The sequence below is a fragment of the uncultured Tenacibaculum sp. genome (genome assembly GCF_947498805.1).
In the GTDB taxonomy this organism is placed as follows: domain Bacteria; phylum Bacteroidota; class Bacteroidia; order Flavobacteriales; family Flavobacteriaceae; genus Polaribacter.
Window position 1 is genome coordinate 158,173 of record NZ_CANMLT010000004.1, and the last position, 21,966, is coordinate 180,138.

General features: G+C 30.9%; 19 protein-coding genes. 11 read left to right on the top strand and 8 right to left on the bottom strand.

Annotated features, from left to right (window positions below):
* Window positions 1-38: 38 nt before the first annotated feature.
* The 3 genes from Q0873_RS09115 to trpS all read right to left on the bottom strand — a co-directional run bounded on the left by Q0873_RS09115 (window position 39) and on the right by trpS (window position 1,737).
* Window positions 39-344: a DUF6370 family protein gene (locus Q0873_RS09115; RefSeq protein WP_299106330.1), complete on the bottom strand. Its 306-nt coding sequence runs from the start codon at window positions 342-344 to the stop codon at window positions 39-41.
* Window positions 345-406: 62 nt separating this feature from the next.
* On the bottom strand, window positions 407-661 hold the full coding sequence (locus tag Q0873_RS09120; RefSeq protein ID WP_299106333.1) for a hypothetical protein: 255 nt from the start codon (window positions 659-661) through the stop codon (window positions 407-409).
* Between the two features lie 107 nt (window positions 662-768).
* A complete protein-coding gene (gene trpS / locus Q0873_RS09125) occupies window positions 769-1,737 on the bottom strand; it encodes a tryptophan--tRNA ligase (RefSeq protein ID WP_299106335.1) in 969 nt (322 codons plus the stop codon).
* A 93-nt stretch (window positions 1,738-1,830) separates the two neighbouring features.
* On the opposite strand from trpS, the gene Q0873_RS09130 reads away from it, so the two are divergent.
* From Q0873_RS09130 to Q0873_RS09155, 6 genes are read left to right on the top strand one after another with little or no spacing between them, the layout of a single operon-like run.
* Complete coding sequence (locus Q0873_RS09130; protein WP_299106337.1) at window positions 1,831-2,625, top strand: lysophospholipid acyltransferase family protein; 795 nt, start codon at window positions 1,831-1,833, stop codon at window positions 2,623-2,625.
* Window positions 2,597-3,238 (top strand): hemolysin III family protein, encoded by a 642-nt coding sequence (locus tag Q0873_RS09135; RefSeq protein WP_299106339.1) that lies wholly within the window; start codon window positions 2,597-2,599, stop codon window positions 3,236-3,238. Before Q0873_RS09130 ends, Q0873_RS09135 begins: the two co-directional genes overlap by 29 nt.
* A gap of 6 nt (window positions 3,239-3,244) precedes the next feature.
* Window positions 3,245-4,579, top strand: a complete 1,335-nt coding sequence (locus Q0873_RS09140) for a histidine kinase (protein WP_299106341.1) — start codon at window positions 3,245-3,247, stop codon at window positions 4,577-4,579.
* A gap of 12 nt (window positions 4,580-4,591) precedes the next feature.
* Window positions 4,592-5,299, top strand: a complete 708-nt coding sequence (locus tag Q0873_RS09145) for a LytTR family DNA-binding domain-containing protein (protein WP_299106343.1) — start codon at window positions 4,592-4,594, stop codon at window positions 5,297-5,299.
* Entirely contained in the window at window positions 5,299-6,618 is a 1,320-nt protein-coding gene (locus tag Q0873_RS09150; protein WP_299106345.1) for a histidine kinase, read from the top strand. Before Q0873_RS09145 ends, Q0873_RS09150 begins: the two co-directional genes overlap by 1 nt.
* Before the next feature lies 1 nt (window position 6,619).
* A complete protein-coding gene (locus Q0873_RS09155) occupies window positions 6,620-7,948 on the top strand; it encodes a histidine kinase (protein WP_299106348.1) in 1,329 nt (442 codons plus the stop codon).
* 200 nt (window positions 7,949-8,148) lie between these two features.
* Here Q0873_RS09155 and Q0873_RS09160 read toward each other — a convergent pair whose 3' ends face one another.
* Window positions 8,149-8,619 (bottom strand): CYTH domain-containing protein, encoded by a 471-nt coding sequence (locus Q0873_RS09160; protein WP_299106350.1) that lies wholly within the window; start codon window positions 8,617-8,619, stop codon window positions 8,149-8,151.
* 83 nt (window positions 8,620-8,702) lie between these two features.
* On the opposite strand from Q0873_RS09160, the gene recO reads away from it, so the two are divergent.
* Genes recO through Q0873_RS09175 form a run of 3 tightly spaced genes read left to right on the top strand, consistent with a single transcriptional unit; the run spans window position 8,703 to window position 12,194 of the window.
* Entirely contained in the window at window positions 8,703-9,425 is a 723-nt protein-coding gene (gene recO / locus Q0873_RS09165) for a DNA repair protein RecO (protein WP_299106352.1), read from the top strand.
* A 3-nt stretch (window positions 9,426-9,428) separates the two neighbouring features.
* Complete coding sequence (locus tag Q0873_RS09170; protein ID WP_299106354.1) at window positions 9,429-11,912, top strand: TonB-dependent receptor; 2,484 nt, start codon at window positions 9,429-9,431, stop codon at window positions 11,910-11,912.
* Window positions 11,913-11,921: 9 nt separating this feature from the next.
* Entirely contained in the window at window positions 11,922-12,194 is a 273-nt protein-coding gene (locus Q0873_RS09175) for a DUF3817 domain-containing protein (RefSeq protein ID WP_299106356.1), read from the top strand.
* A 2-nt stretch (window positions 12,195-12,196) separates the two neighbouring features.
* Here Q0873_RS09175 and moaD read toward each other — a convergent pair whose 3' ends face one another.
* From moaD to Q0873_RS09190, 3 genes are all read right to left on the bottom strand, one after another.
* Window positions 12,197-12,439 carry a molybdopterin converting factor subunit 1 gene (gene moaD, locus Q0873_RS09180; RefSeq protein WP_299106358.1) on the bottom strand — a complete coding sequence of 81 codons (243 nt, stop codon included), beginning with the start codon at window positions 12,437-12,439 and terminating at the stop codon, window positions 12,197-12,199.
* A 9-nt stretch (window positions 12,440-12,448) separates the two neighbouring features.
* Window positions 12,449-14,914, bottom strand: coding sequence for a DUF5686 and carboxypeptidase regulatory-like domain-containing protein (locus Q0873_RS09185; protein WP_299106360.1), 2,466 nt, complete (start codon window positions 14,912-14,914; stop codon window positions 12,449-12,451).
* Window positions 14,915-15,046: 132 nt separating this feature from the next.
* Complete coding sequence (locus tag Q0873_RS09190) at window positions 15,047-17,653, bottom strand: AsmA-like C-terminal region-containing protein (protein WP_299106362.1); 2,607 nt, start codon at window positions 17,651-17,653, stop codon at window positions 15,047-15,049.
* 203 nt (window positions 17,654-17,856) lie between these two features.
* Between Q0873_RS09190 and queG the strand changes: the two genes are divergently transcribed.
* On the top strand, window positions 17,857-18,792 hold the full coding sequence (gene queG / locus Q0873_RS09195; protein ID WP_299106364.1) for a tRNA epoxyqueuosine(34) reductase QueG: 936 nt from the start codon (window positions 17,857-17,859) through the stop codon (window positions 18,790-18,792).
* 29 nt (window positions 18,793-18,821) lie between these two features.
* On the opposite strand, the gene Q0873_RS09200 is transcribed toward queG, so the two are convergent.
* Window positions 18,822-19,457, bottom strand: a complete 636-nt coding sequence (locus tag Q0873_RS09200) for a PAS domain-containing protein (protein WP_299106366.1) — start codon at window positions 19,455-19,457, stop codon at window positions 18,822-18,824.
* 187 nt (window positions 19,458-19,644) lie between these two features.
* On the opposite strand from Q0873_RS09200, the gene Q0873_RS09205 reads away from it, so the two are divergent.
* On the top strand, window positions 19,645-21,939 hold the full coding sequence (locus Q0873_RS09205; RefSeq protein ID WP_299106368.1) for an NADP-dependent malic enzyme: 2,295 nt from the start codon (window positions 19,645-19,647) through the stop codon (window positions 21,937-21,939).
* Window positions 21,940-21,966: the final 27 nt, after the last annotated feature.

Here is a 21,966-nt window from a genome sequence, read left to right on the forward strand (position 1 = left end):
AACAAACAAAAACTCCGATGAATTTTCATTGGAGTTTTTTATTCTATCACTTCAAAAGAAGTTACTTTAAAAGTATTGTTTTCAATAGTTCCTGTTACTTTGGCTTTTCGAACTACATTACAAAAACCAATCTTTTTGTCATGAGCATCGCCATAATCATCAATATGTGCTCCATCTACAAAATAGGCTTTATCATCAATTTTCACAGCTAAATCGCACCCCATCTGTGTTTTTAAATTGAATTTGCATTGTCCGCAAGAAGTTTCTACAATTTGTTCTTTGTATTGAGGCTTGCTACAGGCTATGATACCGAATATAAAAATAAGAAAGATTGTATTTTTCATAATGCAAAAATAAAAAGCCGAAGCATATACTTCGGCTTTTTGATTATTAAAGTTTTATAATCTTAACTTTCTTCTTCTCCAATATGTTCTCCTTGAGTAGTGACTGATCCAGTAGAAGCATTTCCATATACTGGAGTTTCGTTTCTTAAAATATCAATAACTCGAGCAAAATTGCTTGAAGTCATGTATGGAGTTTCTTCTCTCTTTCCTTGAAAGGTTGTGAAATAAAATTTTCCTAAATCAATTTTTGGATCCCAAATAGCTTGATAACTTTTTAATTTAGTCCAGCCGTTGGTTCCTTGTGCATGATGTGGCATAATGGTAAAGTTTAATGGTTAGCACCGCAAAACTACTTATTACTACCAGCTTTTTAGGTTGTCAAATTCCTGTTTTTTAATCAGGGAATAGATGCTGTTTTATAGGGTTAATATCCTACTTTTTCACGAACTCTCTGTAAAACATCTTTGGCAACGACACGTGCTTTTTCAGCTCCTACTGCTAAAGCTTCATCAATTTCATGTCTGTTTTCCATATAATGATTGTACTTAGCACGAACATCTGCAAACTTCTCTAAAATTAGTTCATATAAAGCTTGTTTCGCATGTCCGTAACCAAAGCCTCCATTTTCGTAATTTGCACGCATTTCAGCAATCTGTTCATCTGAAGCTAATAACTTATATAGCGCAAATACATTATCAGTGTCTGGGTCTTTTGGGTCTTCTAAAGCTTTACTATCGGTTTGAATACCCATAATTTGCTTACGTAACTTCTTTTCTGGTAAGAAAATATCGATAAAATTATTTCTCGATTTACTCATTTTCTCCCCATCAGTACCCGGAACTAATTTAGTGTCTTCGTTAATTTTTTCTTTTGGTGGAACTAAGGTGTCTCCAACAACATTGTTTAATCTATTGGCAACATCACGAGTCATTTCTAAATGTTGTAATTGATCTTTTCCAACTGGTACTATTTCTGCATCATACAATAAAATATCTGCAGCCATTAACATTGGATAGGTAAATAAACCTGAGTTTACATCAGCTAACCTATCGGCTTTATCTTTAAAACTGTGTGCTAAAGTTAAACGTTGGTATGGAAAGAAACAGCTTAAATACCAAGTTAATTCGGTAACTTCAGGAATGTCACTTTGACGATAAAAAACAGTTTTGTTGATGTCTATTCCACATGCAAGCCAAGTTGCAGCAGTACTATAGGTGTTTTCTCTTAATTGCTTTCCGTCTTTAATTTGAGTTAAAGAGTGCATATCTGCAATAAATAAAAAAGACTCATTATTAGGATCATTTGCCATTTCAATAGCAGGCAAGATAGCACCTAATAAATTCCCCAAGTGAGGGGTTCCTGTACTTTGTACTCCAGTTAAAATTCTTGGCATTGTTAATTGAATTTTAGAATAAACTTATTTTAGTTAGGAGGCAAAAGTAAGGTTAAAATTCATCAAACGAAAGAAATTACTACATTCGCATATATGATAAAGTATATACTGTTCCCTTTACGATTAATTTGGAGAATTTGGTTTTACATTTTAATAATAGTCACAGTACTATTAATGTCTCCATTTGTTTTAGTGTTGTTATCTGATGAAAAATATTACGAAACTTTTTGGAAATTAATGAGAGCATGGTCTTTTGTACTTATTTATGCCATGGGATTTCGATTGAAATCTGACATAAAAGAAGAGTTAAAGCCTGGTAAAAGTTATATGTTTATTGCCAATCATGCGTCGTTGTTAGATCCATGGATTATGATAGCACTGAGTAAAAATCCGATTTTGTTTGTTGGAAAAAAGGAATTGGTAAAATTACCTGTTTTTGGTTATTTTTATAAGAAGGCTGTAGTAATGGTCGATAGAAAAGATCCTAAAAGTAGAAAAGAGGTATATGCAAGAGTAAAAAAGCGTTTGGACGATGGATTGAGTATTGGAATTTTTCCTGAAGGCTTAGTTCCTACGGAGAATATAATATTAGCACCATTTACAAATGGAGCTTTTAGCCTATCCATAGAATATCAGATGGAAATAGTTCCTCAAATTTATTTTGATGCAAAGAGATTGTTCTCTTGGGATTTTTTCAAGGGGAGCCCGGGTACTTTTAGAGTTAAACAGAAAGAGTTTATTAAAACAGAAGGTTTAACAATGGAAGATAAAGAAAGCTTAAAAAAGCAAACATTCGATATGGTATATGACGAATTAATTGAAGATGAGTTATATATGAAAGATACTAATAGACCTAATAATGAGCGAGAATTTAAATCACCGTTATAGCGATAAAGAAGAAAGATTAAATGTTATTACCCATGGATTTGGAATGTTCATGAGTGTTATAGGTTTGTTTTTTTTAATATTTAAATCTTTTACATATTCAGGGTTTTGGAATCGAGCAAGTTTTGTTATTTATGGTGTAAGTATGATTGTACTTTATGCCGCTTCTACTTTCTATCATGCGGCTAAAAAACCTTCTTTAAGAAGAAAACTAAATATATTCGATCATGCAGCAATATATGTGCTCATTGCAGGTAGCTATTCTCCTTTTTGTATTGTAGTTCTAAATAATGACTTCGGATGGTATATGTTCTTATTTGTTTGGACTTGTGCTTTGCTAGGAGTAATCTTAAAATTATTCTTTACAGGCAGGTTTGACAAAATTTCAACGTTTTTGTATTTATTAATGGGTTGGCAGGTGATGTTTTTTATAAAACCAATCATGAATAACTTACCGTTAGAAGGACTTTATTATTTAATGGCTGGAGGAGTTGCTTATACGTTAGGAGCTATTTTGTATTCTATAAGTAGAATACCATATAATCACGCAATTTTTCATGTATTTGTGCTTTTTGGAAGCTTTTTTCACTTTATGACAATATTTTTCTATATTTAGAAAAGTATGCTGCTTGATGTAAATTCACTGTTTTATTCTTGGATTCGAGGAGGAATTCTTCTTCTACTATTATATCATTTTGTTTTTTATTTAAAAAATAAAGAGGAGGTCTATAAGTACTATTCAATTTATCTTTTTGGAATATTTATTTTTTTGATTAAAGATGTTTTTACAGGAGAGTTCATGTCTTGTGTATATGAGTATTTGGTTTTTTCAATCCAGTTTATTGCATTCTCTTTTTATATACATTTTACAAGAAAGTTATTGAACACAGAAGAAGATTATCCAAAATGGAATAAAGCAGCTATTAAAGTGTCTAAAGTTTTATTAGGAATAGCAATTGTATTACTTCTTGTGCAGGCTTTTTTGGGATTTGAAATACAGAAACAAGTATTACTTTATGGTGCGCCTATATTTTCAATTGGTTTAATAGGAGGGCTAGCATATGTAGAGATTATCAAAACAAAAGCAGGTATTTATTCTTTAATAGGTTCAATAGTATTAATATTTGGAGCCAATATTACAGCAATTAAAATTATAAAAGGAGAATCGTTTTTAATCGATTTAAAAGCACATAGTATGTTTTACTTTTTTATCGGAATTTTAATACAAACGATCATTTATGCGTTTTTAATTGCAGATGTTTTAAAGAAAATTGAAGTCGAAAAATCAAGAATAGAGCTTAATTTACATAAAAAATCTTCGCAATTATATGAACTAAAAATGACGGCTTTTAAGAATAAAATGAACCCTCATTTTTTGTTTAATTCATTAAATTCAATAAATAATTATGTTATTCAGAATAAAAAAGAAGAAGCATCTAAGTTTATTGCGAAATTTTCAAGTTTAATTAGGAAGGTTTTGCAAACCACAGATGAGGTTTATATATCACTTGCAGAAGAATTACGCATTTCAGAGTTGTATATTAACATAGAATTAGCTAGATTGAGACATAATTTCTCATATCAAATAAATATTGATGAAAGAATTGATGTCGAGAAAGTAAAAGTCGTTCCATTATACTTACAACCTTTTGTAGAAAATGCCATTTGGCATGGTTTGAGTGTACAAGACGGTGAAAAAAACTTAATTATTAATATTAAAGAAAACGATAGTTTTATTGTAACTGAAATTATCGATAACGGCATTGGATTTGAAGAGTCATTACATAGAAAAAAGACTCAAGGAATTCAACGCAAGTCCTTTGGAATAAAAACAGTAAAAGATAGATTAAATTTAATTTATACCCCCCATAATATTTCTATAGAGATTAATGAAGTTAATGAGAAGGAAAGTAAGGGTACTATAGTCACCATTACTTTTCCTAAGGAAAAAAAGTAAAATTAAAGGTATATGTTAAAAATCGTAATTGTTGACGATGAAAAAGATGCGTTAGAAGCTCTTGAATGGAAAATTAATAAGTGCATTACTGATGAAGTTTCAATAACCAAATGTAGTTCCCCGGTTATAGCCGTAGACTTGGTTAAAGAATTAAAACCACATCTCGTTTTTTTAGACATCCAAATGCCCGAAATGGATGGGTTCTCTTTTATTGAAAAATTCAATGAAAGGAGTTTTGAAGTAATTTTTACAACTGCCTATGATGAATATGGCATAAAGGCAGTAAAGGCTAAGGCTTTAGATTATCTATTAAAACCCATCGATATTGATGAGCTAACTTTGGCAATGATTAAGCTTAAAAAAGTCTTGAAGAATAAAGCTTATGATGAGGTTCCAGCAAAAATTAATATTCAAGCAGATGGTAAGGTATATTTAATACCAAAAGAAGATGTATTGTATTTAAAATCTGATAAGAGTTATACTACTATTAACTTAACTAGTGGTAAGAATATTATTGCAACCAAGACATTAAAAGAGATTCAAAAGAAGTTTACCTGTCCGGAATTTGTAAGAGTACATAATTCGTATGTAGTTAATTTGAATTATGTAATTGAGTATAATAAAGGAGCCAATGAGTTGACTTTAAATGACGGAACAATTGTAGCTGTAAGTAGAAGTAAAAAGAATGAGGTAATTAATGCTTTGAACATAGATAAATAATGTTGGTAGATATAAACTCAACTTTTTACTCATGGATAAGGGGAGGTGTGTTTTTACTACTCTTAAGTAATTTTGTGGTCTTTCTTAAGAATAAAGAAAACCTTAACAAATATTTTAGCTTATACCTTTTCGGGATTTTCATCTATTTGCTTAAAGGAACCATACATAATGAGTTTTTTTTAAGTGTTTTTGAATTTACAAATGTTTCTTTGTGTGCTTTTTCCTGTGGATTTTATTTAAATTTTATTCGTGTTTTACATAACTCAAAAGAAGAGTATCCTAAGTTTGATAAGATGGCGAAATCATTTAAAGATCAAATGTTTATTCTTGGATTTGTGTTTTTGGGGATAAACTTGATTTTTGGGTATGATTTTTTATTAAAAACTTTAGTATACATCGTTCCAATATATGTTACTTTGGTTATTGTTGGGTTGGCAAAAACTAAAATTATTATTGAGAACGAAGGGATATATTCACTGATAGCTTCTTGGTTTTTTTTTGTTACAGTTGTTATTTCTGTTTTAAAGGATTATGGAAAAATAGAGTTTCTAAATGCTATTGAAGTTCACCCAATGTTTTTTGTATTTATAGGGATTATTGTTCAAACAATAATTTATACTTTTTTAATTGCAGACACGATACAAAGGGTATCTATAGAAAAGAATATGATAGAGCTTAATTTGGCTCGAAAAACGGCACAGTTGTACGAGTTAAGAATGACTGCATTTAAAAACCAATTAAAGCCTCACTTTTTATTCAATTCTTTGAATTCCATAAATAATTATGTAATTCAAAATAAAAAAGAATTGGCTTCTGACTATATAACCAAATTTGCCAAGCTTATTAGAAAAGTATTACAAACTACAGAAGAGGTTACTATATCACTTGAAGAAGAATTGAGAACAGCCGAATTATATATTAAACTTGAGCAATCTAGATTACGACACTCTTTTAAATATGATATAAAAATAGATGATTCAATCATGGTTGAAAATGTAAAAGTAGTTCCACTATTTACACAGCCTTTTATTGAAAATTCTATTTGGCATGGCTTGAGTTTAAAAGAGGAAGGACACTTAGTATTAAATGTAATAGATAAAGAAGACTTAATTCTAGTAGAGATAATAGACAATGGTTTAGGATTAAGTAATACCTCTAAAAAAAGAAAAGAACATAAATCATTTGGTATTGACACTGTAAAAAACAGAATGAATTTAATTTATGGTGAAGAAAATGTTCAAATAGCTATTCATAACTTATCAGAGGAGAATTATTTAAAAGGGACTAAGGTGTCGATCTTTTTCCCAAAAACTATATAAAATGGAATTATTAGATATAACATCAGCTTTTTATTCATGGATAAGAGGAGGATTGTTAGTATTATTTGTGTATCATTTTGTTATCTATCTTCAAAACAAAGATGATGTACATAAATATTATAGTATCTATTTATTTTGTTTAACCGTATATATCATTAGAGATGCCTTTACAGATCCTCAGGTACAGTATTACTATCAATATATAAGCTTTTCAATTCAATATATGGGTTACGCCTACTTTGTTGCGTTTTGTAGAAGTTTAGTCAATTGTAAAAAACACTTTCCTAAACTAGATAAAAATGCAAAAAGACTGTCGTATGCATTGTTTGGTTTTTCTTTAACACTCGTTTTGGTTCAGTATTTTTTTGGGTATGAAGTACAAAAAAAAGTAGTGGCTTACTCTGTTCCGTTTTCTTCATTTTGTGCATTTTACGTGTTTTATATTCTATCGAGAAGAAAAACCAGGCAGGTTAAATACTTATTGGTAGGAGCTATATTGTTTCTAATTTTCGCAAATATTAGTTCTATCAAAATGGTTAAAGGGGAGTTTTATTTAATAGACTTTAAGGTGCATAGAATGTTTTACTATTTCGTAGGAGCTATTATTCAAAGTACGATTTATGCCATTTTAATTGGAAATTATTTTAAAGAAATTTCAGAGAAGAAAAGAGAAGCTGAGATTAATTTATTAATGCAAAGTAACCAAATTTCTAAATTAAAGATGACAGCTCTAAAGAGTCAGATGAATCCTCATTTCTTGTTTAATTCATTAAACTCGATTAATAACTATGTGATTCAGAATAAGGTAGATGAAGCGTCAAACTATATAACTAAGTTTTCTTCACTGGTTAGAAAAGTTTTACAAGCAACAAATGAAAACACAATTTCATTAGAAGAAGAACTACAAATAATATCCATTTATGTAAAACTTGAGCAGATGAGGTTAAAAGGAAATTTCACTGTTGATCAAAAAATAGATAAGGATATCGATCTAAAAAAAATAAGAGTGGTTCCTTTATTTATGCAACCTTTTATTGAAAATGCCATTTGGCACGGGTTAAGTCTTAAAAAAGGAACAAAAAAACTAAGCATCAATATCAAAAAGGTGCATGACCGAATAGAGGTAAAAATAAAAGACAATGGAATAGGTATAGAGGCTAGTAAAAAAAGAAAATCACATCATTCAGTAAAGAAGAAATCATATGGTATTAATATCGTGAAAGAAAGAATGCGATTAATGTATGATGAGCATTATGATATTGTTATAGAAGAAATTCATGCTGAAAATGAAACTGGAACCCTTGTGATTATTGCATTTCCCTTCGGTTAAAAGAACCAAAAATTGCTAAATAAGTGTAATTTATTAAGAGATTACTACCAAATATTAAATGTGCTCAATTGGCGCGCTTAGCATGCGTATCTTTGAACTATGTTTTAAGGGGGAATAACCTGAGAATAAATCTGTGGGGGGCTAACTCAGGTTGTTAAAAAGAAGAAGGTTAAAAGTGAAGACTTTTAACCTTTTTTCTTTTACCATTTTGAAAATGGGTTTTTACTAAGATTAGAATTGTAATATTTTTCAAGACCGGTTACTTCTCTACCTAACCAATTTGGTTTGGTAAATTTTTCATTTTCGGATGAAAGCTCTACTTCAGCAACAGTTAATCCTTCATTTTCTCCTAAAAAAACATCCACCTCATAAAGATGATTATTTACCTGGATTTGATATCTGTATTTTTCAATAATGCCTTCTTCACATAATTCGAGTAAACTTTTAGCTTCTTCCAACGGTATTTCTTTTTCCCATTCAAAACGTGTTGTTCCACTCTGATTTGAAGGACCTTTAATAGTTAGAAAGCCTTGGTCGTTTTTAACACGAACGCGTACTACTCTATTTTTATTCGAATTTAAGAAACCTTGTTTTATATAATCTTTCTTGTTTGCTTCTTTTTCAAAAGCATCTGAAAGCACTAAAAACTTTCTTTCAATTTCTACTGACATATTTTATATAAATGAAATTTGTACGAAAGTATTATTTTTTATCAATAACAATTAAATACCTTTGAGCAAAATTATTGTAATCAATGTCTGTAATAACTTCTAAAGCTATTGTTTTGAGTGCTATTAAATATGGTGACACAAGCTTAATAGTAAAATGTTTTACAGCGTTAGAAGGAGTTAAAACATACCTAGTAAAAGGAGTGTTAAAGTCTAAAAAAGGAAAATTTAAACCTTCCTATTTTCAACCATTAACTCAAATTCAAATAACTGCCAATAATTATTCTAAAGGAACTTTATACACGTTTAAAGAGGTACAGGTAATTAATCCGTATTTAACAATACATACTTCAGTAATAAAGCAAACAATCCTTATGTTTTTGTCAGAAGTATTGTCCAATATTATTCAAGAAGAAGAAGAGAATAAATCACTTTATATTTATATTGAAACTGCGCTCATATGGTTAGACACACACACAGAAGTTTCTAACTTTCATTTACTTTTTTTATTAAACCTCTCTAAGTTTTTAGGTTTTTATCCAGATGTGTCTGAAAAAGATAAACCTGTTTTTAGTTTGATAGATGGTCGTTTTATTAACTCGAGCTATGAAAAATTAATCATATCAGGAGATAAACTTTTACTATTTAAAAGTCTATTAGGCATAAATTTTGATGCAATAAACACAATTTCTTATAACAAGGAAGAAAGACAAGTAATTCTTCAGGTAATAATTCAGTATTTTGAATTACATTTGGAGGGTTTTAAAAAACCAAAATCATTAGCAGTATTAGAAGCGGTGTTTAGTTAGATTATGAGGCAAACCATCATTTTATTTTTTTTATTATTTATAACACAAGTTTTTTCACAAACCCTTACAGTACTTGATGGTGAAACAGGAAAACCTATTGAAACGGTTACTGTTTTTAATGAAGACAGGTCTAAATCAGGAATAACAAATTCAGATGGAATAGTTGATATCTCAAAGTTTGAATCTCAAGAGGTGTTAATTTTTTCACATGTAGCTTATGCTGAATTGCGCATTAAAAAAATCACCTTAAGACAGAATAGTTTTGAAATTTTCCTTTCAAAAAACTCAGAGCAGTTAGATGAAGTAGTCGTTTCTGTTTTTAAGAATAAGGAAAAAGCAAATAGAATAGCAGAGCAAATTGCTGTCATATCTTCAAGAGAGATCGAAAGAGTGTCACCTCAAACATCTGCTGACTTATTGGCAAGTGTTCCTGGAATTAAAATTCAAAAATCTCAGTTTGGAGGAGGAAGCCCTGTTTTACGAGGGATGGAAAGTAATCGTGTACTATTGGTAGTAGATGGTGTTCGAATGAACAACGCTATTTATAGAAAAGGGCATTTGCAAAATTCAATTACTGTTGCTCCGAATATGTTAGATAGAACAGAAGTGGTATTTGGGCCATCTTCAGTAATTTATGGTTCTGATGCTTTAGGAGGTGTTATTCATTACTATACAAAAACACCAAAATTATCTGAAAAAGGAAAGGTAAGCGGAAGCGCTTTTTTACGATATAGTTCAGCAAATAATGAAGTTACTAATGTAGTTTCTGCTGAATTGAGTTTTAAAAAATGGGCATCTTTCACAAGTGTGTCACATAGCAATTTTGGTGATTTAAGAATGGGGAAAAATCGTTCTCATGGTTTTGAAGCTTGGGGAAAGGTTAATTTTTATTCTAATAATTTTAATGGAAATTATACTGAGAATCCAACCATAAATCCGAACCCAAATATTCAAAGAAATACTGGATATAGTCAAACAGATGTTTTACAGAAGTTTTATGTTCCTCTATCAAAAAATACCGATTTCAAACTTAATGTTCAATATTCTACGTCTTCAGATATTCCACGATTCGATCGATTAACAGAGACAAAGAACGGAGCGTTGAAATTTGCTGAATGGTATTATGGTCCGCAAGAAAGATTGTTAATCTCACCTCAATTAGAGATCAATCCGAAGAAAAAATGGATGGAGAAAGGAATTATTACGTTGGCTTATCAAAATATTAAAGAAAGTCGTATTCAACGAAAATTTGGGAGTTTAGAACGCACATACAGAGAAGAAACGGTTGATATTTTTAGTATTAATGGAGATTTTACAGTTCCATTAGCAAAAAAACGAAATTTAGGATACGGATTTGAAGTGGCATATAATGAAGTAGATTCAAACCCGTTTGGAAGAACTTTAGTAGTAAGAGATAATGAAATCGTTGGTTTTGGTGACAATTTCGCAGTACAATCTCGATACCCAGATGGCGGAAGTAGCTATTTAAGTTCAGCTTTTTATTTAGACTATAGACAAGATATAAATAGCAAATCTACTTTAAACACTGGGCTTAGAGGAACACATACCGTTTTGAAGGCAAGATGGATTGATGAAACTTTTATAGATGTTCCACAAAATGATATTCGATTAAATAATCAATCATTAACTGCTACGGTTGGGTATGTATATAAACCAACAAAAAATTGGCAGTTTAATAGTGTTATTTCTTCCGGTTTTAGATCGCCAAATATTGATGATGTAGGTAAAATCAGAGAAAAGAATGGTCTTTTAACCATGCCAAATACAGAATTGGGAGCTGAGTTTGCATATAATTTTGAGATTGGATTGCAAAAATATTTTAATGATAGAAAGTTTAGAATAGGATTAAACGCTTACTATACAATTATAGATCAAATTATTATTAAAGATCGATTGTTGGAAAATGTTTCAATAGTCTATGACGGAGAAACGTTTAACTCTAGCGAGGGAACTATTTTAACAAATCAGAATAGAGGAAGAGCATATGTAACTGGTTTTACTGGAAGCTTTCAAGGAAAATTATTTAAAAATTGGAAAGCATCTGGGTCTGTAACATATACCAAAGGACATACATTTCATAAAGACTGGTTAACGAGTGGACCTTTGTCATCTATTCCACCATTATTTGGACGATTTGATTTAGACTATGTTAAAAACAATTTTGAGGCAGGAGCGAATTTAATTTTTAATGCTAAAAAAGGAATTGAAGATTATAATATTGGAGAAGGTATAGACAATCATCAACAAACTCCAATTGTAAATCCAAATGCAACAGAAGATATCGATAAATACTATGGAACCCCAGCTTGGTTTACTGTGGGCTTATATGGTAAATATCAATTAAATAAAAATATGGCCTTACAAGCTCAAATTCAAAACTTGTTTGACGAACATTATAGAGAATTTGCCTCTGGAGTTTCGGCAGCAGGACGTAATATTTCAATATCTTTGCAAACTAATTTTTAAGCCAAAAAAATGATTAATATTTTTAAGTTAGTAAGCTGGTTAGAAGGAATATCTTATATCTTATTGCTGTTTATAGCAGTGCCAATTAAATACTTATATAACAATCCTGAATATGTAAAAATGTTAGGAATGCCACATGGTATTTTATTTGTTGCATATATAGCCTTAGCCGTTTTGTTAAAAATGGAATTAAAATGGGATAATAAATCTTTCGGAATGGTATGTTTATTATCTATACTTCCTTTCGGAACTTTTTTTGTGGGTAAATACTTGAAAAAATAATATTATCCTCCACTAACTGGTGGTATAATCGCCACTGTATCATTTTCTTTTAAAAGAACACTATCATTAGCATAAGTCTCATTGACTGCTATAGCATATGAGTTAAGCTTATATAATGCAACAAATTTTTCTTGAAGTAGGCTTTTAAAAGAAGCAATATTGGTGTTATTAGGAACTTCAAGAGTCGTCTCTGAAGTTCCTAATAAATCAGTTGCAGCACCAAAAAGTAATAAAGTAATTTTCATACTACAAAATTACAATTTTATTCCAAAAACAACTCTGTTTTCACCTTGCCCATTAATGTTAGATCTAACAAAATCTACACGCAAGAAACGCCACTTTCCAAAACCAATATTGTCTAATCCAATGGTATATTCACTATACGGTTTATTACCTGCTGTAAATAGCCCTTTAGCACCTGCAACTAAGTGAAAATTTAACTTATTTACTAAAGGGATTTTACTTAATAAAGCTCCTTTAAAGTTGTATTCACCATGTAATTCGCCAAATTTATCGTTTGAGCTTAATTGGTAGTATGGTAGCGCTAAAAACCCGTTTATATAGTTGTTGTTTGGAGCAATTAACAAACGATTTCCACTAAAATGAGCATAATCCATAAATGGAATATCTTTTTGTTCTAAGAACATCCCTCCTTTTGCTCTATATTGAAATTCACCCCAATTACCCATTGAGATATCTTGATGTAGTTGAGAGAATATTAAATCAGAATTCCATTCGCTGTTTTCAGAACCGAAGTTTTTACGATAACCGATATATAAAGATGGATACTTGTTATTTCCAATATTGAATTTACTGTTAGGATATGATAAATACTTTTGTCCAAAAACAATATTAGCACCTAGATTAAAACTCCACATTTTATGAGGTGTAAAAGAGCTTGTGAAATTGGTAGGCTCTTGCGGGTTGTTAGAAGTATATTCAACATTACTTTTCGGAAACATAACATAGTCTGTAGTATTGAATAAAGGCTTTCTATCAGCAAACTCAAGTGAACTATTCAATCGGATACCATTTGTGACTTCTTGTGAAAAAGAAACTTTGGCAAAATTCTTTTCATAAATCTTCATATAGTTTCTTTCAAAAAGAACAGAGCTAATTGTATTCCAAAATTTAGAAATAGGTTGTTTAGCGTCAAATTGAGCAATGGTATTACCTCCAGAGATGTTTAATATAGGACGTGTTGTATTGTTCCATTTATAAAAAAAGTAACCAGTAGGTCTTATCTCTTTATCAGATAAGCCATAATTTACATTGGCTCCAAAGCCAAAGTTTTTACCTTTTTTATTTAGTGTTTTATAATAGCTCGCACCTAAAGAGGTATTCCAACCTTGAACGGTGTTAAAGCTAATATCTTCAATTGGAGAAGATACATCTACCGACCATTTTTCGTATGAATTTCTATAAGAATATCCAGAGAGAACATTTAGAATTTTAAATTTATTTCTTTTGGTATCTACAGAGTCTAAGTATTTTTTAGACTTTCTTATTGTTTTAATACTGTCTTTTAGTTGGTAGTCAGAAACTTCTTCTTTTGTCAAAGCAACTGGACGTATTTTATTCCAATAGACAGAATCTTTTTCTGTAGCGTTCTCTGCAAAAGATAAAATCTCACTTCCAAAGGATGAACCAGTAAAATTAGGAGTGAAATTGTAATTAGAATAAGCGGCAGAGAAACGACCGTTAAAATTAAAACCAAACATTCCTGCTTTAAAGTCAATAGTTTGAGTAACAGGAACCCAAGCTTTGTTTTTAGGAGAGAAGTTATAATTTTGTTTAATGTTTAAAGAATCAATCATCGGCATGCTTACCTGGTTTCCAGTAATAATCACATCGGTTCCATAAATGGCCCAAACATCTTCAACTATATAAATAAAACCACTAAACACACGATCATTTTTACGTTTTGGAAGTAGTTGTATCTTATTAATTAGATTACCACTTTTATCATAAAATACTCCAACGAGTTTATAGTTGTAATAACCAAAAGCTCCATTAGCAATTGGTGAAACCATTTGAGCTTCTGCTAAATTGAATGAGTTCTCGTAAAAGTTGAAATTTACTTCTTCAGCCTGATTAAAACTAATACCGTTATCACTTCCTGAAACTTTAGAAGCAATGATGTGTTCTTTGAAGTTTCTAGGCTTTTTTTGAAAAGATATTTTTGAAATAGTTTCAGAAAGGTATACAATACCACTTCGAGTTGAATCTAAACCACCTCCCATATCTCCAATTTCTTGACCTAGGAATTTTTTAGGAAGGTTTTTTACTTTAAACAAACCACGAGAATAAAAGTCGGCTTTATATTGGGCAAATCTATCCGTGTTCTTCTGTTTGCTAGCAATAGTATTTCTTATAATTCTATTTGCTGGATTCTCAGTTGAAGAAATTTGAACTTCATCTAAAGCAACTTCTTCTTCTGAAAGTTGAACATTTAAAACAAAAGGAAAAGATGAAACATCAACTGTTCTTTTAACTGTTTTATATCCCAAAATTTGAAAAACAATAGTGTGTTTTCCTTTTTTGGTAAGCGCGAGTTCATAATCACCATTATCATTGGTAGTTGTACCAGTTATAGATTTTTGTAAATACACACTTACAAATGATAAAGGTTGGTTTTTTGTGTCGGTTATTTTTCCTCTAACTTGGGAAAAAGAAACAAAAGAAAAGGCTAAAAATAATAGCGTAATGTTTTTTTTCATAGTTGGTTATGGTTGAAATCTGCAACAAACATAGATGATGTAGATTCCGGTTTATGTTTAAAAGCTGTTAAATTAATTACAAAGAATTCTTAAACAGTTAGACGCAAAAAGGAGCGGAATAGTTGCCTAAAACTAATTTCCACCCTCTTTTTTTTCAGTTTTCTTTTTTTTCTTACCAAAGAGTCCTCCTAGAACATCCGTAACTTTCTTAACTGTTTTGTCTGTTCCTTTAGTTTCGCTACTATCCTTTTTAGTGCCACCTAGTAATTTTCCTAAAGTATTGTTAACAAGGTTGTCTTTTTGTTGTTGAATTAATTTCTGAGTAAGTTTAGAAACAGATGAAGACAAATCAGTGCTAACACTAGGGCTTGTCATATTACCAGTAATGTTTGCTGTTACTGGAACAGTTATATTTTGGTCTTTAGCACTCATTTTTGTCAATAAACCTTGTACCTCCGATCCTAAATATTTAGCAGGAACATCTAAGGTAACATTATAATTCATGTTTTGGTCAAAACCATGACTACCGCCAATATTAATTCCTATGTCTTTATATTTTAAGTTAAAAGGTTTCACCTGTACCTGTCCTTCTTTAAATGATAAATGAGTTTTAATATCTGATAAATCTAACTTGGTTAAATCAATAAATGATAGTTTGTCATTTAATAAACTTAAAGCTTTGGTGTTTTTAGTATTTATTTTTGTTGTTAATAACTCTGCCAAAGCATTTCCTGAGATTGAAGTTAAATTAGGAGTAAAGTCTTTATTTAAATTTCCTGATAAATTAATTTCAGAATTTAGTTTTCCATCCATTGCTCCAGCGATAGGACTTAATGCTTGTAATAAATCTAGGCTGGTAAATGATTGGGAAATATCAAAAGACTTAATACCTAAATCCAGATTAAATTTAGGTGTTTTTTGTTGGGTATTTACTTCTCCATTAAGAGCTATTCTACCTTTAAAAATATCTGCATTTACATCTTTTAAAATTGCTTTTTCGTCTTTTAGTAATAACTTTCCTTTTACATTGTTAAGCGTTAGGTTATCGTAGTATACCTTTTTTGCATCTGCAGTTACAGAGCAATCTAAAAACGCAGGGATTTTTAAACTTTCAGTAGGCGTTTCTTCTGAAGGAGTCTCTTCTTGTTTTTTAGGAGTTTCTGAAGTGTTTTCTTGCATAAAATCACTTACATAAAAATTAGAAGAACTTACGTTGAAGTTTCCTTGCAACTTTTTGTTTGAAAGTAAGAATCCTAATACGTTTTTAAGAGATCCAGTAGCATTTAAATCACTTTTACCTGTCGTAGCATTAAACTTAGTTAAGGATGCTGTAGTAGGAGTAAAGTTAATCTTTGTGTTTTTAATATTAATTGGGTTTACCACATCTTCGGAAGAAAAAACAAAATCACTTACTTCAATAGATCCATCATTTTTAATACGCTCTGGGGTATTGTTCTGAATTGCTTTTACATCGAACTTAGAATGTAAATTAGCCTTTAAAATTCCACTTAGTTCGTTTTTTAAATCTACAGGATAAGCTTTGTTGATATTGGCTAAATTTAAAGTTCCATTCACACGAACATTCACCAATGGATTACTAGTTAAATTATGAACACTTCCATTTCCTGAAAAGGTGTCTTCATCAATTTTAAAAGCTACATTGTCAAAACGAACAAAAGTATCCTCTGTTTTACCAGTCTTGTTTTTTAGTTGTGCTTTTAAATGAATATTACTCACCGTTTTCGGTAGGTCAGGATATTTAAAAGAAGCATTGCTTGAGGCTACTGCAATGTCTAAATTAGGAATATGATTGTTGTCGATAATACCATGTACTTTTCCAGTTACGCTAAAATCTCCTGATGTTTTTACTGAGGAGATGTTTTTAGCATATTGCTCTGGAATCAGCGCTAAGAAATTTTTAAAATCAGAAGTAGGAGTTTTAAAGTTGATATCCACTTCTTGATTATTCTTGTTTATTTGAACAAAACCATCAAAAACTAAAGGCAAGTTGTTGATTTTTGCTTCATTTTTTAAAAAAGAGAATTTGCTATTTATCAAATCCATTCCTAAAATAGCATCCAATTCTACTTTTTGATTCTTTACATAAGAGTTATCATCCATCCCGAACGAAACCATAGTTGAGGTTTGCGTATTTAATTCTGAATTAGATTGCGAAAAATCTCCGCTACCTGAATGATTGAAGTCGGTTAAAGCCAATTGAATTTTTCCCTTTTTATCATTGTAAGCAATTTCAGAATTAGAGATTTTATACGAATTGAAAGAAAGTCCAAAATTAGAAGGCTCTTCATTTGAAGTAGTAGTTGTTTTATTTTCTGAAGGTTTTGCGATGTCGTAGTTTGCAATACCTATTTCATTTACTAAAACATTCACCTTGGCATTGTCAATTTCAAAAGACTTGATATTTAATTGTTCAGAACTCTTTTTGAAAAGCTCCGTCAATTTAAGCTCTAAACTAACATCTTTAGCATATAAAAGCGTATCTCCTTTAAAAGGTTTGTCGTTAATGATAGAAACATTAGAAAGCTGTACCGAAGCATTTGGAAAATCACGAATTAAACTCAGATTTGCATCTGAGAAATTAAATTCAGCCGTAATATTATTGTTAACCGTTTTCTTTACCAACTCTACTATTTTATCTTGAAATAAGAACGGAACGGAAATTAGTATGATAAATAAAGTTGCTATAACGGTTAGTCCTATTTTGTATATTTTCTTCATCAATTAATGTTTTTTAGAATTTAAGGGAACTTTAATGATTGATTTTATGAGTCTAAACTACTTTTATTCAGAAATAAACCCCACAAAAATCAATCCTATTTTTATTACTAACGTACAAAGTTCTATAATTATTTGTTAAGTAGAAGTGAATAAAACTATAAAGTAAAGTTTTTGGTAATTTTGCACCATTAAAAATACATCTTTTGAATCAAAAACAGCAATATTCACAATTTATAAAAGAACAGGCTAAAAGGCTGGGGTTTTTGGAGTGTGGTATTGCCAAAGCTGAATTTTTAGAAGAACAAGCCCCTCGATTAGAACAATGGCTACAGAATGATTTTCATGGACAAATGCATTATATGGAAAATCATTTCGATAAGCGTTTAGATCCGAGACTATTGGTAGATGGAGCTAAATCGGTTATTTCACTTTCTTATAATTATTACCCGCAAGAATTACAGCAAGAAGGAAGTTGTAAGATTTCAAAATATGCATACGGGCAAGATTATCATCAGGTGATAAAAGAAAAACTTCGTGAGTTATTACAATTGATAAATGATGAAATAGGAGAAGTTTCAGGTCGTTGTTTTGTAGATTCTGCTCCTGTGTTAGAGCGCGCTTGGGCAGAGAAAGCAGGGCTGGGTTGGAACGGAAAACATACTTTACTCATTCAAAAACAACAAGGGTCTTTTTTCTTTTTGGCTGAATTAATTATCGATTTAGACTTGGCCTATGACGAGCCTTTTCAAACAGATCATTGCGGAAAGTGCACACGTTGCATAGATGCATGTCCAACGCAAGCCATATTGCCAAACAATACTGTTGATGGAAGTAAGTGTATTTCCTATTTAACTATTGAGTTAAGAGATGCAATTCCGACTGAATTTAATGGGAAGATGGACGATTGGATGTTTGGTTGTGATGTTTGTCAAGATGTATGTCCGTGGAATCGATTTTCAAAATCTCATAGTCAACCATTATTTAATCCACAAGAAGGATTGTTAGATATGACTAAACGTGATTGGGAAGAACTAACACAAGAAACATTTAGCAAGGTGTTTAAAAAATCAGCTGTAAAAAGAACAAAGTTTAAAGGATTGTCTAGAAACATAACTTTTATAAAAAACAAAGACAGGTAATTAAACCTGCCTTTGTTAATGTAAAAACGCTACTTGGGGTCAGTTTCGCCGAAGAAAAACCAATTGAGCCCTTTTTTTAATTTGCTCACTTTTTCTTCTGGAACCTGTTCTTCTTGTTGTTTGTTTTCTTTGATAGTTTCTTCAGCAAATAGGTCTATTACGAATTCATCGTAGCTTTTACCCACTTCTTCATTTAAATAAGCATTAAAATAAAGTTCACTTGCTTTTTCACCTTTTAAATGTTCTATTTCTAATAAGGTTTTATATAACGGTTCTATTTTTTTGATTACTCCATCTGGAACAGCTTTTCTTCGTGCGGTGTAACCAGAGATTTCATTGTTTTCATCTTTGTCAATCGTAAAATCTGTGATTACCCAATAATATTTTCCAGATTTAGTAAGGTTTTTAACGATAGCATGGTAGTTTTCTCCTTTTTTTAGAGCTCCCCATAAAGCTTTAAAAGCTACTTTAGGCATGTCAGGATGCCTTATTACATTGTGAGGTTCTCCAACAAGCTCAACTTTGCTATAACCACATACTTCAGAAAAGATGTCGTTAGCGTATAAAATAGTACCGTAAGTATCTGTTTTACTTACAATGGTTTTTGTTTTGTCCCAATTAACTTCTTCATTAATTATTTGATTCGGGGGCGTGATAGTAGTCATAATTTTATGGTTATTTAAAATTTAATACAAATTTGGGTATGAATGATTGTAAAAAAAATGACTTATATCAGCTTTTTTAATCAAATACTGTGTATAAAGAATTGTTTCTTGAATCAACTTTATAAAAAAGAAGGTGCTTAAAACCAAAGTCTTTATATTTGTAGGTTCATTTAAACAAACAACTATTATGAGCGAATCAAGAAAAAGACGAGAAGCTTTATTGTATCATGCAAAACCAAAACCAGGGAAAATCTCTGTAGTTCCAACTAAAAAGTATGCGACACAACACGATTTATCTTTGGCGTATTCCCCTGGGGTTGCTGAGCCGTGTTTAGAGATTGCAAAGGATAAAAACAACGTATATAAATACACTGCAAAAAGTAATTTAGTAGCAGTAATATCAAATGGAACAGCAGTTTTAGGTTTAGGAGATATTGGTCCTGAAGCATCAAAACCAGTAATGGAAGGAAAAGGTTTATTATTTAAAATCTTTGCAGATATTGATGTTTTTGATATTGAAGTAGATGCAACTGATGTAGATAAATTTGTAGAAACTGTTAAAGCAATCGCTCCTACTTTCGGTGGGATTAATTTAGAAGATATCAAAGCTCCTGAAGCTTTTGAGATAGAAAGAAGATTAAAAGAGGAATTAGATATTCCTGTAATGCACGATGATCAACATGGAACGGCTATTATATCTGCAGCTGCATTAAAGAATGCAATTGAGATTAATGGTAAAGATATTTCAGAAGTTAAAATTGTGGTTAACGGAGCAGGAGCTGCAGCTATTTCTTGTACACGTTTGTATTTAGCACTTGGTGTTAAGAGAGAAAACGTTGTTATGTGCGATAGTAAAGGAGTAATTAGAAAGGATAGAGATAACTTAACTTCTCAGAAAGCTGAGTTTGCAACAGATAGAGATATTAGAACATTGGAAGAGGCTATGGTTGATTCTGATGTATTTATTGGACTTTCAAAAGGAAATGTAGTATCACCAGAGATGTTATTATCGATGGAGAAAAATCCTATCGTTTTCGCTATGGCAAACCCAGAGCCAGAAATTTCATATGATTTAGCGGTAGCGACTAGAGAAGATATTATCATGGCAACAGGTCGTTCTGATAATCCAAACCAAGTAAATAATGTATTAGGTTTCCCATTTATCTTTAGAGGAGCTTTAGATGTTAGAGCAACAAAGATTAATGAAGAAATGAAAATGGCTGCTGTACATGCTATTGCTGATTTAGCAAAGAAAACAGTTCCAGAGCAGGTGAACATTGTATATGATGAGGTAAGCCTTTCATTTGGAAAAGATTATATTATTCCAAAACCATTTGATCCAAGATTAATTTATGAACTTCCTCCAGCAATTGCTAAAGCAGCCATGGAGTCTGGTGTAGCGCAAGAGCCTATTACAGATTGGGATAAGTATATTGAAGAATTAATGGATCGTTCGGGAACTGGTAGTAAAGAAATACGTTTATTACATAACCGCGCAAAGAAGAATCCTAAACGTGTTGTATTTGCTGAAGCAGATCATTTAGATGTGTTAAAAGCAGCACAAAGAGTTTATGAAGAAGGTATTGGAATTCCAGTTCTTTTAGGAAATAAAGAGATTATTTTAGAATTAAAAGAAGAATTAGGTTTCGATGCAGATGTTGAAATTATAGATCCAAAAACGAGTGAAGAAAAAGAACGTCGTTATCGTTTTGCTGAAAAGTTTTGGGAATCTAGAAGAAGAAAGGGAATCACGTTATTAGAAGCACAAAAGTGGATGCGTGAGCGTAACTATTTTGCTGCAATGATGGTAAATAGTGGAGAGGCAGATGCGTTAATTACTGGGTATTCAAGATCATATCCTTCAGTAGTTAAACCGATGTTAGAATTAATAGAAAAAGACAAAGGAGTTACTAGAGTGGCAGCAACAAATATGATGTTGACCAAACAAGGACCAATGTTTTTAGCAGATACCACTATTAATATAAATCCTACAGCAAAAGACTTAGCTAAAATTTCGCAATTAACATATGTGATAGCAAAAATGTTCGGTATGAAACCTCATATTGCTATGTTAGGTTTTTCTAATTTTGGGTCTTCGAAATCGGAAAGTTCTGCTAAAATAAGAGAAGCGGTTTCATATATTCATCGCCATCATCCTAATGTAATTGTAGATGGAGAATTACAAGCTGATTTTGCTTTAAATCCAGAATTATTAGCAAAGGAATTTCCTTTTTCTAAGTTAAATGGGAAAAGAGCTAATATTTTAATATTTCCAAATCTTGAATCTGCAAATATCACTTATAAGTTAATGAAACAAGTTGATGGAGTGGAGTCTGTTGGTCCAATTTTGTTAGGAATGAGCAAACCAGTACATATTTTACAATTAGGAGCAAGTGTAGATGAAATGGTAAACATGGCCGCAGTTGCTGTTGTTGACGCTCAAAACAAGGAAAAAAAGAACAAATTATCTAAAAAAGAATAGACTTTTAAACCAGAATAATTTTTTCTA

What these genes read in the sequence shown, in the direction of transcription:
- Q0873_RS09130 (WP_299106337.1), top strand. Translation starts at nt 1,831, where the DNA reads ATGATAAAGTATATACTGTTCCCTTTACGATTAATTTGGAGAATTTGG.
- moaD (WP_299106358.1), bottom strand. Translation starts at nt 12,439, where the DNA reads ATGAAAATTACTTTATTACTTTTTGGTGCTGCAACTGATTTATTAGGA.
- Q0873_RS09155 (WP_299106348.1), top strand. Translation starts at nt 6,620, where the DNA reads ATGGAATTATTAGATATAACATCAGCTTTTTATTCATGGATAAGAGGA.
- Q0873_RS09200 (WP_299106366.1), bottom strand. Translation starts at nt 19,457, where the DNA reads ATGACTACTATCACGCCCCCGAATCAAATAATTAATGAAGAAGTTAAT.
- Q0873_RS09205 (WP_299106368.1), top strand. Translation starts at nt 19,645, where the DNA reads ATGAGCGAATCAAGAAAAAGACGAGAAGCTTTATTGTATCATGCAAAA.
- Q0873_RS09190 (WP_299106362.1), bottom strand. Translation starts at nt 17,653, where the DNA reads ATGAAGAAAATATACAAAATAGGACTAACCGTTATAGCAACTTTATTT.
- recO (WP_299106352.1), top strand. Translation starts at nt 8,703, where the DNA reads ATGTCTGTAATAACTTCTAAAGCTATTGTTTTGAGTGCTATTAAATAT.
- Q0873_RS09140 (WP_299106341.1), top strand. Translation starts at nt 3,245, where the DNA reads ATGCTGCTTGATGTAAATTCACTGTTTTATTCTTGGATTCGAGGAGGA.
- Q0873_RS09185 (WP_299106360.1), bottom strand. Translation starts at nt 14,914, where the DNA reads ATGAAAAAAAACATTACGCTATTATTTTTAGCCTTTTCTTTTGTTTCT.
- Q0873_RS09150 (WP_299106345.1), top strand. Translation starts at nt 5,299, where the DNA reads ATGTTGGTAGATATAAACTCAACTTTTTACTCATGGATAAGGGGAGGT.
- Q0873_RS09115 (WP_299106330.1), bottom strand. Translation starts at nt 344, where the DNA reads ATGAAAAATACAATCTTTCTTATTTTTATATTCGGTATCATAGCCTGT.
- Q0873_RS09160 (WP_299106350.1), bottom strand. Translation starts at nt 8,619, where the DNA reads ATGTCAGTAGAAATTGAAAGAAAGTTTTTAGTGCTTTCAGATGCTTTT.
- Q0873_RS09135 (WP_299106339.1), top strand. Translation starts at nt 2,597, where the DNA reads ATGAGCGAGAATTTAAATCACCGTTATAGCGATAAAGAAGAAAGATTA.
- Q0873_RS09175 (WP_299106356.1), top strand. Translation starts at nt 11,922, where the DNA reads ATGATTAATATTTTTAAGTTAGTAAGCTGGTTAGAAGGAATATCTTAT.
- Q0873_RS09170 (WP_299106354.1), top strand. Translation starts at nt 9,429, where the DNA reads ATGAGGCAAACCATCATTTTATTTTTTTTATTATTTATAACACAAGTT.
- Q0873_RS09120 (WP_299106333.1), bottom strand. Translation starts at nt 661, where the DNA reads ATGCCACATCATGCACAAGGAACCAACGGCTGGACTAAATTAAAAAGT.
- trpS (WP_299106335.1), bottom strand. Translation starts at nt 1,737, where the DNA reads ATGCCAAGAATTTTAACTGGAGTACAAAGTACAGGAACCCCTCACTTG.
- Q0873_RS09145 (WP_299106343.1), top strand. Translation starts at nt 4,592, where the DNA reads ATGTTAAAAATCGTAATTGTTGACGATGAAAAAGATGCGTTAGAAGCT.